This window comes from Cohnella caldifontis (assembly GCF_029360585.1).
Lineage (GTDB): Bacteria > Bacillota > Bacilli > Paenibacillales > Paenibacillaceae > Cohnella > Cohnella caldifontis.
In genome coordinates, this window is sequence record NZ_JAQZSJ010000010.1 from 65,327 (window position 1) to 77,724 (window position 12,398).

At 60.3% G+C, this 12,398-nt stretch carries 9 protein-coding genes; 1 reads left to right on the forward strand and 8 read right to left on the reverse strand.

The window, feature by feature from the left end; all coding sequences use genetic code 11:
- Nucleotides 1-89 precede the first annotated feature (89 nt).
- From carB to lspA, 7 genes are all read right to left on the reverse strand, one after another.
- Entirely contained in the window at nucleotides 90-3,311 is a 3,222-nt protein-coding gene (carB, locus tag PTZ19_RS15090; protein WP_276355900.1) for a carbamoyl-phosphate synthase large subunit, read from the reverse strand.
- Entirely contained in the window at nucleotides 3,298-4,449 is a 1,152-nt protein-coding gene (gene carA / locus PTZ19_RS15095; RefSeq protein WP_276355901.1) for a glutamine-hydrolyzing carbamoyl-phosphate synthase small subunit, read from the reverse strand. The genes carB and carA overlap by 14 nt, the downstream gene beginning before the upstream one ends.
- 21 nt (nucleotides 4,450-4,470) lie before the next feature.
- A complete protein-coding gene (locus PTZ19_RS15100) occupies nucleotides 4,471-5,775 on the reverse strand; it encodes a dihydroorotase (RefSeq protein ID WP_276355902.1) in 1,305 nt (434 codons plus the stop codon).
- A 176-nt stretch (nucleotides 5,776-5,951) separates the two neighbouring features.
- A complete protein-coding gene (pyrR, locus tag PTZ19_RS15105; protein ID WP_276355903.1) occupies nucleotides 5,952-6,557 on the reverse strand; it encodes a bifunctional pyr operon transcriptional regulator/uracil phosphoribosyltransferase PyrR in 606 nt (201 codons plus the stop codon).
- Nucleotides 6,558-6,793: 236 nt separating this feature from the next.
- Entirely contained in the window at nucleotides 6,794-8,047 is a 1,254-nt protein-coding gene (locus PTZ19_RS15110) for an LL-diaminopimelate aminotransferase (RefSeq protein ID WP_276355904.1), read from the reverse strand.
- Between the two features lie 1,515 nt (nucleotides 8,048-9,562).
- Nucleotides 9,563-10,552, reverse strand: coding sequence for an RluA family pseudouridine synthase (locus tag PTZ19_RS15115; protein WP_276356011.1), 990 nt, complete (start codon nucleotides 10,550-10,552; stop codon nucleotides 9,563-9,565).
- A complete protein-coding gene (lspA, locus tag PTZ19_RS15120) occupies nucleotides 10,521-11,045 on the reverse strand; it encodes a signal peptidase II (RefSeq protein ID WP_276355905.1) in 525 nt (174 codons plus the stop codon). Before lspA ends, PTZ19_RS15115 begins: the two co-directional genes overlap by 32 nt.
- Nucleotides 11,046-11,350: 305 nt before the next feature.
- Between lspA and PTZ19_RS15125 the strand changes: the two genes are divergently transcribed.
- Nucleotides 11,351-12,076, forward strand: a complete 726-nt coding sequence (locus PTZ19_RS15125) for a TraR/DksA C4-type zinc finger protein (protein ID WP_276356012.1) — start codon at nucleotides 11,351-11,353, stop codon at nucleotides 12,074-12,076.
- Here PTZ19_RS15125 and PTZ19_RS15130 read toward each other — a convergent pair.
- Entirely contained in the window at nucleotides 12,063-12,359 is a 297-nt protein-coding gene (locus tag PTZ19_RS15130) for a DUF5665 domain-containing protein (protein WP_422615005.1), read from the reverse strand. The genes PTZ19_RS15125 and PTZ19_RS15130 overlap by 14 nt on opposite strands.
- Nucleotides 12,360-12,398: the final 39 nt, after the last annotated feature.

Sequence of the window (12,398 nt, forward strand, 5' to 3'; positions counted from 1 at the left end):
GCCTCCCTTTTTCCACCGCTTAGGATTTCATATAGAAGCCCGATCCCCTATCCGCCGGAAGCGGAGGGACCGGGCATCCAACCTTCGATTTACGCTTGGAACGCCGGCATCGGCTCGCTGGAGAACCGCAGGGCTTCCAGCATGTGGAGCAGCGCGCTTACGGTATCCAGGGACGTCAGGCACACGACGCCGTTCTCGACCGCTTCGCGGCGGATGCGGAAGCCGTCCCGCTCCGGCGTCTTGCCCTTCGTCAGCGTGTTGACGACGAACTGCGCCTCGCCCGTGCGGATCAGGTCGACGATGTTCGGCGAGCCTTCGGACAGCTTGTTGACGCGGCGCACTTTGAGCCCCGCGGCCTCCAGCGCGTCGGCCGTGCCGCCGGTGGCGATCAGTTTATAGCCGAGCCGGTAGAAGCCTCTGAGGATCTCGATCGCTTCCTCTTTGTCTTTGTCGGCGACGGTGGCGATGATGGATCCGGAGGTCGGGATCTTCATGCCGGAGCCGATCAAACCTTTGTATAGCGCCTTGGCGAAATGCGTATCGCGGCCCATGACCTCGCCGGTCGACTTCATCTCCGGCGTCAGCGTCGGGTCGACCCGCCGCAGCTTCGCGAAGGAGAAGACCGGGACTTTGACCGATACGTACTCGTTTTCCGGCCAGAGGCCTTCGCTATAGCCCAGATCCTTCAGCTTTTTGCCGAGGATCGCCTGCGTCGCCAAGTTGGCCATCGGCACGCTCGTCACTTTGGAGAGGAACGGCACGGTCCGGGAAGAGCGCGGATTGACCTCGATGACGTATACTTTTTCGTTAAAGACGACGAACTGGATGTTGACCAGGCCGACGGTTTTCAGTTCTTTCGCGATGCGGGTCGTGATGTCGACCGCCTGGCGCTTGACGGACTCGGACAACGTCTGCGGCGGGTAGACCGCGATCGAGTCGCCGGAGTGCACGCCTGCGCGCTCGATATGCTCCATGATGCCCGGAATAAGGACCGTTTCGCCGTCGCAGATCGCGTCGACTTCGATTTCTTTGCCCAGCATGTACCGGTCGATCAGGACCGGATGCTCCGGATTGATCTTGACGGCTTCCTTCATGTAGGCCAGCAGCTCTTCCTCGGAATAGACGATTTCCATCGCCCGGCCGCCGAGCACGTAGGACGGACGGACGAGTACCGGATAACCCAGGGATTGGGCCGTTCCGACCGCTTCGTCGACGGACGTCACGGTGCTGCCTTTCGGTTGGGAAATATCCAGCCTGCGCAGCAGCGCTTCGAACCGTTTGCGGTCTTCGGCCTCGTCGATGCTATCCAGGGAGGTGCCGAGGATCTTGACGCCGGCGCGGGCCAGCGGCGCGGCCAAGTTGATGGCCGTCTGCCCGCCGAACTGCACGATGACGCCGATCGGCTGCTCCTGCTCGATCACGTTCATGACGTCTTCGAAGAAGAGCGGTTCGAAGTACAGTCTGTCCGACGTGTTGAAGTCGGTGGAGACGGTCTCCGGGTTGTTGTTGATGATGACGGCTTCGTAACCGGCGTTGCGGATCGCCCATACGGCGTGCACCGTCGAATAGTCGAACTCGATGCCCTGGCCGATGCGGATCGGGCCGGAACCGAGCACGACGACTTTCGGCTTGTCGCTCGGCAGCACTTCGTTCTCGGTCTCGTAGGTCGAGTAGTAATACGGAGTGGTAGCTTCGAACTCCGCCGCGCACGTATCGACCATTTTGTAGACCGGGGTGTATCCCAATTGCTTGCGGTAGGCGCGGACGTCGTTTTCCGAAGTCATCGCGGCGGAAGCGCCTTGGCCTTCCTTGCGCAGCTCGGCGATCGCGCGGTCCGTGAAGCCGTACCGCTTCGCTTGGTACAGCGTTTCGGCCGTCAGGCCGGGTTCCCGGCGGATGACGTCCTCGAACCGGATGAGCCGCTCGATCTTGTCGAGGAACCACCAGTCGATTCTCGTGATGTCCTGGATCTTCTGCAGCGCCCAGCCGCGGCGGAACGCTTCGGCGACCAGGAACAGCCGCTCGTCGTCCGCTTTGGCCAAGCGGCCGCTCAGCGTCTCGTCGTCGATTTCTCCCGCTTCCTTGAGCAGCAGGCGGTGGACGCCGATTTCGAGCGAACGCACGGCCTTATGGATCGATTCCTCGAACGTGCGGCCGATCGCCATGACTTCGCCGGTCGCTTTCATCTGCGTGCCGAGCTTGCGGTTGGCGGACGTGAATTTATCGAACGGCCAGCGCGGGATTTTCGTGACGATGTAGTCCAGCGTCGGCTCGAAGCAGGCGTACGTTTGGCCCGTAACCGGGTTGACGATCTCGTCGAGCGTATAGCCGATCGCGATTTTGGCGGCCATCTTGGCGATCGGATAACCGGTGGCCTTGGAAGCCAGGGCGGACGACCGGCTGACCCGCGGGTTCACTTCGATGACGTAGTACTGGTAGCTGTGCGGGTCGAGCGCGAACTGCACGTTGCAGCCGCCTTCGATGTTCAGCGCGCGGATGATCTTGAGCGACGCCGAACGGAGCATCTGGTACTCGCGGTCGGACAGCGTCTGGCTGGGCGCCACGACGATGCTGTCGCCGGTATGGACGCCGACGGGGTCGATGTTCTCCATGTTGCAGACGACGATGCAGTTGTCGTTCGCGTCGCGCATGACCTCGTATTCGACTTCCTTCATGCCGGCGATCGATTTCTCGATCAAGCATTGGCCGATCGGGCTGTAGCGGATGCCGTTGGCCACGGTTTCGCGGAGCTCTTCCTCCGTGGCGGCGATGCCGCCGCCCGTGCCGCCGAGGGTGTAAGCCGGACGAACGATGACCGGGTAACCGATCTTGTTCGCGAAGTCTACCGCGCCTTCTACTGTCGTGACGATCTCGCTCTCCGGAACCGGCTGCTCCAGTTCCCGCATCAGTTCGCGGAACAGGTCGCGGTCCTCCGCCCGTTCGATCGCCGTCAGCTGCGTGCCGAGCAGCTTCACGCCTTCCTGCTCCAATACGCCGGCGCGGGCGAGCTCGACCGCCATGTTGAGGCCGGTCTGTCCGCCAAGCGTCGGCAACAGGCCGTCCGGGCGCTCCTGGCGGATGATTTGCGAGACGAATTCCAGGTTGATCGGTTCGATGTACACTTTGTCGGCCATGTTCGTGTCGGTCATGATCGTGGCCGGATTGCTGTTGATCAGGACGACTTCGAGGCCTTCTTCTTTGAGCGCTTGGCAAGCCTGCGTGCCGGCGTAGTCGAATTCGGCGGCCTGGCCGATGACGATCGGGCCGGAGCCGATAACGAGAATTTTTTTGAGGGCTTTATTTTTGGGCATATTGCAATTCTCCTCTCCGCGTCTCCGCCAATACCGCCTGCCGCGGCGGCTGCGGATGGTTCCGCTTGTGCTCGCGGATCATGTCCAGGAAACGGTCGAACAGGTAGCCGCTGTCGAACGGTCCCGGCGCCGCTTCCGGATGGTATTGCACCGAGAAGGCCGGGAAACGTTTATGTTTGAGTCCTTCGATCGTTTTGTCGTTGTTGTTGATGTGGGTGACTTCCAGCTCGGTCCCGGCAACGGACGATTCCTTCACCGTATAGCCGTGGTTCTGGGACGTGATGTAGCAGCGCCCGGATTCGAGCTCCTTCACCGGATGGTTGCCGCCGCGATGGCCGAACTTGAGCTTCTCGGTATCCGCGCCGCAGGCGAGGGCGAACAGCTGATGCCCCAGGCAGATGCCGAAAATCGGATATTCCCCCAGCAGCTGGCGGATCGTTTCGACGGCGTGCGGCACGTCTTTCGGATCCCCGGGCCCGTTGGACAGCTGGATGCCGTCCGGCTGCAGGCGGCGAATCTGCTCGGCGGTCGTGTCGTGGGGGACGACGACGACGTCGCAGCCGCGCTGGGTCAGCTCGCGCAGGATGCCGCTCTTGGCCCCGTAATCGATGAGAACGATTCTTTCCTTGTTGCCCGGGCTTGAGAACATATGCTTCGTCGAAGTGCGGGCCACTTGATCGCGCAGCAGAGACGAGAGGCCGAGGCGCTCCCGCAGCTCTTCCACCCGCTCCGTCCCGGTCGTCAGAATGCCTTTCATCGTGCCGTGGTTGCGGATAATCCGCGTCAACATGCGGGTGTCGATCTCGCTGATCCCGATGATTCCGTATTCCTTCATCAGGTCGTCGACCGATTCCTGGGCGCGCCAGTTGCTCGGCACCGGCTCATGCCGGCGGACGACGAAGCCGTGGATATGAGGACGTCCGGATTCGAAATCGTCCCGCGTGATGCCGTAGTTGCCGATCAGCGGAAACGTCATCGTGACGATCTGGCCGCAGTAAGACGGATCCGATACGACTTCCTGGTATCCGGTGATACCGGTATTGAAAACGACTTCCCCGACCTGGGCGCCTTCCGCCCCGAACGCGAGTCCCGTGAACAGCGTGCCGTCTTCCAGCAGCAATCTAGCCTGTTTCTGCATGTGTTTCCACTCCCCCCAAGTTTAACGGTTCGTGCCGCCGTTATCGGTCCAAACCACATTGCCTTCCACCATCGTCAGCGCCGGCCATCCGTACAATTTCCAACCCGCGAACGGGGTGTTGCGTCCTTGGCTGGCGAAGCTTGCCGGATCGACCTCCCGTTCCGTATCCAGGTCGATCAGCGTCAAGTCCGCCGGCGCCCCGACGTCCAGCGTGCCGTAGGGCAGCCCGAACACCCGCGCGGGCTCCCGGGTCAATTTGCCGAGCAGGAAGCCCAGCGTCCAGCGGCCGGTGCGGACGAATTTCGTATAGAGCAGCGGGAATGCGGTCTCGAGACCGACGATGCCGAACGGCGCCCGGGCCATCCCGCGGGCTTTCTCTTCCCCGCTGTGCGGCGCGTGGTCGGTCACGATGATGTCGATCGTGCCGTCCTCAAGGCCCCGAATGCAGGCCTCGACGTCTTTCGGCGTCCGCAGCGGCGGGTTCATTTTCCAATTGGCGTCCATCGAATCGGGGATGTCCTCGTCCGACAGCAGCAAATGGTGCGGGCACACTTCCGTGGTGACGTTCACGCCCACCGATTTTCCAAGGCGGATGAGGCGAATGGACTGCTCCGTGCTCACGTGGCAGACGTGGTAGTGCACGCCCGTCGCTTCGGCCAGCAGGATATCCCGCCCGACGTGGATCGCCTCCGACTCGTTCGGAATGCCCTTTAGTCCGTGCCGTTTGGCGAATTCGCCTTCGGTGACGGCCGCGCCTTCGACCAACGTATCGTCCTCGCAGTGGGCGATGATCGGCATGCCGAGCGCCTGCGCGGCGGCCATGGCGTTTTTCATCATCTGCGCGTTCTGCACGCCTACGCCGTCGTCGGTGAATCCGATCGCTCCGGCTTCCTTCAAAGCCGGGAAATCGGTCAATTCGCGGCCGAGCTCGTTCTTCGTGATCGCGGCGTACGGCAGCACCCGGACGACGCCTTCGGCGCGGGCTTTATCGAGAACGAATCGGACCGTCTCCGCGTTGTCCGTGACGGGCCTCGTGTTCGGCATCGGGGCGATCGTCGTGAATCCGCCCTTCGCCGCGGAACGCGTCCCGCTGGCGATCGTTTCCTTATATTCGAATCCGGGCTCGCGCAAATGCACGTGCATGTCGATGAAGCCCGGGGAAATCAACTTGCCCGCGGCGTCGATGACCTCGTGGCCCGAGGTGTCCGGCTTTTCCGCACCGGACAGCCTTTGCGCCACTTTGCCTTCCGCCACCCGGAGATGCAAGGTTTCCTTCTCACCGCTGACGGGATCGATGGCCGACGCGTTCAAAATCCAGATCGCCATTACGCAGCTACGCCTCCTGTTTCGTTTCGTCTTTCACGCTTGATGCGGCAACCCCGGTCATCGTGAATTTTTATACACTTTATTGTATACCTATGATGATGAGTTGTCACTTATTAGGGGTAAAAAATCGTCAGCTTGCATAAAGATTCACGATGACCGCCCAGAACCGTTGCGGCTTATGCTTCCGGTTCCAGGGGATGCAAAATTTTGACTTGGTCCGTGCCGTCGATTTCCTGCAGCGATACCCGTATTTGCTCGTGCCGGGAAGTCGGGACGTTTTTGCCGATATAATCGGGCCGGATCGGGAGTTCGCGGTGTCCCCGGTCGACCAGGACCGCAAGCTGGATCGATTGGGGTCTCCCGTGGTCCATCAAGGCGTCCAGCGCGGCACGGATCGTGCGTCCCGTATACAGCACGTCGTCGAACAGAATGATCCGCTTGTCCTGCGTGGAGGACGGCAGGCCGAGACCCGGTTCGGAAGAGCCGCTGCGGGGTCCGGCGGCCGCCCGTTCTTGCTCGGGGCGGTCGTCCCGGTAACGGGTGATGTCCAGCTCGCCCACGGCGACGGGCACCCCTTCGATTTCCAGAATCCGTTCCGCCACCCGTTTGGCCAAAAAGACGCCGCGGGTGCGGATGCCGATCAGCACGCAGCCTTCGATTCCTTTATTCTTCTCGAGCACTTCATGGGCGATCCGGGTAAGCGCCCGCCGGATCGCGGATTCGTCCATGATCACGCGGGAATCTTGCACATGGGCACCGCCTTCCATCGGCCCAACGGCCATAAAAATACCCCCTTGCGTCAGACGCAAGGGGGATTGCTCACAGTTTGACCCTACCTATGGACACGGCGATGCGGCCAGTCCGTTCCGGACGAAAGCCATTGCCGAGCCTAAGGGATGCGCTGCGCCGCCTTGCCAGTCTCACGGGACTGATTTAAAGGTGCGAATCGATCTCCTAGGATTATCCCACGCCGATCCGGGACTGTCAAGGCGTATAACGGGTTTGGGACGGTTTCCGATTAAAATTCGAATTCCACGTCGGTCAGGCGGCGCTTGATTTCCCCGATGACCCGGCGTTCTTCCGCTTCTCCCGGCGCGTTGAACGTAACCGACAGCCGGATGAAATGGCCGGCGTCGTCCCACGGCACGGTGGAAATCATTTTTTCGCGGATCAAGTATTGCGAGAAGTCCTCGGCGGTCTCGAACCGTTGGCCGCCTTTGATGCCTTTCGGCGCTTCGACGTAGAGGAAGAAGGAGCCCTTCGGTTTCTCGGCGCGGAACCCGATTTCGTTCAGCGCGGCGACCAGCAGGTCGTGCCTGCGGGAATACTTGGCCGAGATCGCCTCCGTGATCTCCGGATGCTCCAGGCCGTAAGCGGCGGCTTTCTGGATCGCGATGAACTGGCCGGAATCGCTGTTGTCCTTCACGTCGCCGAACGCCTTGACGATCAGCGGATTGCCGGCGATGAAGCCGATCCGCCAGCCGGTCATGTTGTACGATTTGGAGAGGGAGTGCAGCTCCACGCCGACGTCCTTCGCTCCCGGCACGGACAGGAAGCTGAACGGCTTCGCTCCGTCGTAAGTCAGCGCTGCATACGGCGCGTCATGCACGACGATGACTTCGTATTTCTTGGCCCACTCGATCACCTTCGCGAAAAATTCGACCGTCGCGGCGGCGCCCGTCGGGTTGTTCGGGTAGTTCAGGTACAGCAGCTTCGCGCGGCGCGCGATGTCTTCCGGGATCGCGTCCAGGTCCGGCAGGAAGTTGTTTTCCTTCGTCAGTTTGACGTTGTATACTTCGCCGCCGTAGTACTTCGTATGCGTACCCATGACCGGATATCCGGGCACGGTCATGATCGTGACGTCGCCGGGGTTGATGAATACCGCCGGCAGCATGGCCAGCGCCGGTTTGGCCCCGATCGTGTGGAGCACTTCCGTCACCGAGTCGATGCCGTCCACGTTGAATACGTTTTTCAAGTAACGCGCCGCCGCTTCCTTGAACGCGGGAATGCCGTTGTCGGCGTAGCCGCGGTTTTCGGGCTTGGCTGCCTCTTCGGCCAGCTTCGCCACGATCTGCGCGTCGGCCATTTCGTCGGGTTCCCCGACGCCCATGTCGATCAGCTCGACGTCCGGATGGGCTTGTCTGGCGGCCGCTTTGGCCCGTTTGATTTTCTCGAATTTGTAGATGTTCGTATCCTTGCCGTAGTCCGATCCGCCGATGCGTTTCGCGAACGACTCCTGGATGTACGTGTTCTGGTATTGTTCCACGCTCACTTTGTCCGACTCTCCTTCGTTTCATTCTGATGACTAATATGCCTGACCGGCTCCGGATTCTCCATGCATTATTTTGCCGAACATTTGCAGAATCCCGATGGCGAAGCCGGGGGCGAGGCGCGAGCACGCGCACAAAAAAGACGACAACGTAAAGCGCGCTTCCGCTTCGTTGTCGCCAATGATCAGATTCGGGTTGATGTAAGGAAAAATCGGATATCGCCGGCCGTTTTTCGAAAATTGGAGGGTGATGTACGGGAAAGTCGTACAGCGAAGGCCATTTTGTTCAAAAAACCGGGCGATGTACGAAAAAATCCGATATTGATGGTATCTTTGAGCGTTTTCAAGAGAGATGTACGACAAAATCGGACAACGATGCGCGCACTGTTGAGTCAACGCACCATTAAGCCTGTTTCGCAGGCTTAACCCCCGTAGCACTGCCCGTCTCTGACCTGTTAAGCCTGTCTCGCAGGCTTAAACCCTACGCTTCGTACCCTTCACGCACCATTAAGCTTGTCTTGCAGGCTTAATCCTCCCGATACGTACCCTTCACACACCGTTAAGTCGGTCTCACCGACTTAACACTTATTCTCTGTGCCCGTCGCGCACCGTTAAGTCGGTCTCACCGACTTAACGCTAATACTCCGTGCCTGTCGCGCACCATTAAGTCGGTCTCACCGACTTAACGCCAATACTCCGTATCTGTTACGCACCTTTAAGTCGGTCTAACCGACTTAACGCCAATTCTCCGTGCCTGTCGCACACCGTTAAGTCGGTCTCACTGACTTAATGCCAGTACTCCGTACCCTTCACGCACCGTTAAGTCGGTCTCTCCGACTTAATGCCAGTACTCCGTACCCGTCGCGCACCTTTAAGTCGGTCTCACCGACTTAAAGCCATAACTCCGTACCAGTCGCGCACCTTTAAGTCGGTCTCACCGACTTAAGGCCAGTACTCCGTACCCTTCACGCACCGTTAAGTCGGTCTCACCGACTTAATGCCAGTACTCCGTACCCGTCGCGCACCTTTAAGTCGGTCTCACCGACTTAATGCCAGTACTCCGTACCCTTCACGCACCGTTAAGTCGGTCTCACCGCCTTAACGCCACCACTCCGTGCCTGTCGCGCACCGTTAAGTCGGTCTCACCGCCTTAACGCCACCACTCCGTGCCTGTCGCGCACCGTTAAGTCGGTCTCACCGACTTAAGGCCAGTACTCCGTACCCTTCACGCACCGTTAAGTCGGTCTCACCGACTTAACGACAATACTCCGTACCTGTTACGTACCTTTAAGTCGGTCTCACCGACTTAACGCCAATACTCCGTGCCTGTCGCGCACCGTTAAGTCGGTCTCACCGACTTAACGCCAACACTCCGTGCCTGTCGCGCACCATTAAGTCGGTCTCACCGACGTAACGCCAACACTCCGTGCCTGTCGCGCACCATGAAGTCGGTCTCACCGACTTAACGCGTTCGGCGCGTTCATCGCGGTTCTGCCACTGCCGCGTTACCCGCGTCCCTCATCGCGTGCGCAAAATCGCGAGCGCATGCTCCATGTCCTCGGGAAGCGGCGCGGAGAACTCCAGGCGCTCGCCCGTCCGCGGGTGATCGAAGCCCAGCACGCCGGCGTGCAGCGCCTGGCCGGACATGCCCAGCGTCCTCCCCGCACGGCCTCCGTACACCGGATCGCCCACGAGCGGGAAACCGATGTACTTCATATGCACCCGGATCTGGTGCGTCCTTCCGGTCTCCAGCCGCAGCTCCACGAACGTGTAGTCCGGCGGAAACCGTTCGGCCACCGCGAAATGGGTGACGGCGCGTTTTCCGCCTTTTTCGGTTACGGTATACAGCTTGCGGTCATGCGGGTCCCGTCCGAGCGGCGCGTCGATCGTCCCCCGGTCGTGCGGGATGATGCCGTACGCGATGGCCTGGTACCGACGGGTGACGGAATGTTCCTTCAACTGGGCCGCCAAGGAAGCGTGGGCAAGGTCATTTTTCGCCGCCATCAGCAGCCCGGATGTATCTTTATCGATGCGGTGGACGATGCCGGGTCTCATGACGCCGTTAATGCCCGACAAATCGCGGCAGTGGTACATCAGCGCGTTGACGATCGTCCCGGAAGGATGGCCGGCGGCGGGATGGACGACCATGCCCCGCGGTTTGTTCATGACGATGACGTCCCCATCCTCGTACACGATATCCAAAGGGATGTTTTCCGGCACGATTTCCACCGGCTCGGGTTCGGGGATCGTCACTTCGACGAGATCGCCGGCCGCTACCCGCGCGTTGGGCTTGATCGCCAACCCGTTTACCGTCGCCAGCCCCCCGCGGATCCATTCCTGCACTTGGGAACGGGAGACGGCGGGATCCCCCATCGCGTCCGTGATATGCTTGTCCGCCCGCTCTCCGGCTTGCCCGTCTTCCACCGTCCATGACCGCTTGCGGTCCAACTCTTCCGAAGCATCCAAATCCCACTCTTCAGATGGGCTGCTCTCGGGTGGATTCTCCATTGTCATTCGATCGATTCTCCCGTTTGTTCGACAGCAGCGAATCCAGAATCACCAGCGCCACCCCGACGCAAATGCCGGAATCGGCAAGGTTGAAGACCGGGAACGTATAGCTGCCGAAATTGAATTGCAAAAAGTCGACGACTTCGCCGTACAACGCGCGATCCAGGAAATTGCCCAGGGCTCCGCCCAGGATCATGCCGAGCGCGACCAAGAGAAGCCGGCTTCCCGTCCGGTACGACCGCTGGACATACCAGATGATCGCTCCCGCGACGACCACCGTGACCGTAAGGAAAAACCACCGCTGCTCCTGCATGATGCTGAACGCGGCCCCGCGGTTGCGGATGGAAGTGAGCCAGAAGAAATTCCCCAGCACCTTGATTTGATCGTTCTCCCGAATGGTGTTGACGACGACCTTTTTGCTGACGTAGTCGATCAGGAACACCAGTGCCGCAATGGCATAATAAGTCCAAACGGGCCATACGCGTCGCTGCATGAAAGTATTCCGCCTTTCTTCGTATCTCCAACGTGTTGATTTTAACACATCGCCGGATACGTTGCCACGAACCGAGTCAATACCCATACGTGATCCGCCCCGCGGCGTTCGGCAAATTCCGTAAGTTTTGGCCGACTCCCCCTTGGGTCGCGGCACGTAAAACGGCATCGGGCGGAGAACAATAGAGGAAGAACGCAGGGGGGAGCGTTTGACTTCGTCAATACTCCCTGGAACGGAGAGAGTTTGACTCCGTCAAACTCCCGATTAAAGGAGGAACAGCCGTGAGTCATCCGTTGAACCCAGACATGCTGCACGAGCTTCGCCGGAGGCTGCTGCGGGACAAGAGCGACTTGGAGAAGCGGGTCAGCGGCAACGACCATTATCAGTTGAACGAATCCATGCGCGATTCGCTCGACGAATTATCCGTAAACGATAACCATCCCGGGGATTTGGGAACCGAAATGTTCGAGCGCAGCAAAGACCGGACGCTGCTCGAGCGGGACGCCTACCGCTTGGAGCGCATCGAATCCGCCCTGGAGCGGATGGAGACCGGCGAATACGGGCGCTGCAAGGAGTGCGGGGCTTTCATCTCCCCGGAACGTCTGGACGCCATGCCGACGGCCGAGTATTGCGTGGAACACGAGCCCCGGCAAGATACGTCCAAACGCAGGCCGGTCGAGGAGCGCTTCCTGCAGCCGCCGTTCGGTAGAACCAGCATGGACGAGAACGACCAGACCGCCTTCGACGGCGAAGACGCCTGGCAGATCGTCGCGAACTGGGGCAATTCCAACAGTCCGGCCATGGCCGAGGACAACCGGGTATTGGACTATGATTCCATCCATATCGAAGCGGACGAGAACGAAGGCTTCGTCGAGCCGATCGAAAGCTTTCTCGCCACCGACATCACCGGCCGCCGGGTATCGGTCGTCCGCAACCGCGAGTACCGCCGATATATGAATGCCGGCGAAGGGTACTCGCTGCTCGAGCCGGACGGGTACTACGACGAAAACGACTCGTTTAATACGGATTGATCTGCAACTGGCGCTGGACGATGCGGACGATATCGGCGATGTAGTCCCCGACGATCGGCAGGTTCAGTTTGCCGAGCGTCTGCAGCACCCAGACGATCGTCGCCGCGAAGAAGGTAAAGCCGAGCGCGATGCCGATTCCGCGCGTCAGCCCGGACAGGAAATTGCGCCAAATCAATTGCCACGGCCGGTTCATCAGGTTGATGTATTCGGCCAGCTGCGCTTTCTGCATATCCCGCGAAATGCGGTCCATCAGCTCCGCTACCCCGCGGAGCGACGCGGTCAACTCCCGGGCCTCCCCGTCCCTCGGATCAGGGACAGGTTC

Excerpts from the sequence above, each read along its gene's own strand:
- carB (WP_276355900.1), bottom strand. The coding sequence starts at position 3,311 with ATGCCCAAAAATAAAGCCCTCAAAAAAATTCTCGTTATCGGCTCCGGC.
- carA (WP_276355901.1), bottom strand. The coding sequence starts at position 4,449 with ATGCAGAAACAGGCTAGATTGCTGCTGGAAGACGGCACGCTGTTCACG.
- PTZ19_RS15100 (WP_276355902.1), bottom strand. The coding sequence starts at position 5,775 with ATGGCGATCTGGATTTTGAACGCGTCGGCCATCGATCCCGTCAGCGGT.
- pyrR (WP_276355903.1), bottom strand. The coding sequence starts at position 6,557 with ATGGCCGTTGGGCCGATGGAAGGCGGTGCCCATGTGCAAGATTCCCGC.
- PTZ19_RS15115 (WP_276356011.1), bottom strand. The coding sequence starts at position 10,552 with ATGGAGAATCCACCCGAGAGCAGCCCATCTGAAGAGTGGGATTTGGAT.
- lspA (WP_276355905.1), bottom strand. The coding sequence starts at position 11,045 with ATGCAGCGACGCGTATGGCCCGTTTGGACTTATTATGCCATTGCGGCA.
- PTZ19_RS15125 (WP_276356012.1), top strand. The coding sequence starts at position 11,351 with ATGCTGCACGAGCTTCGCCGGAGGCTGCTGCGGGACAAGAGCGACTTG.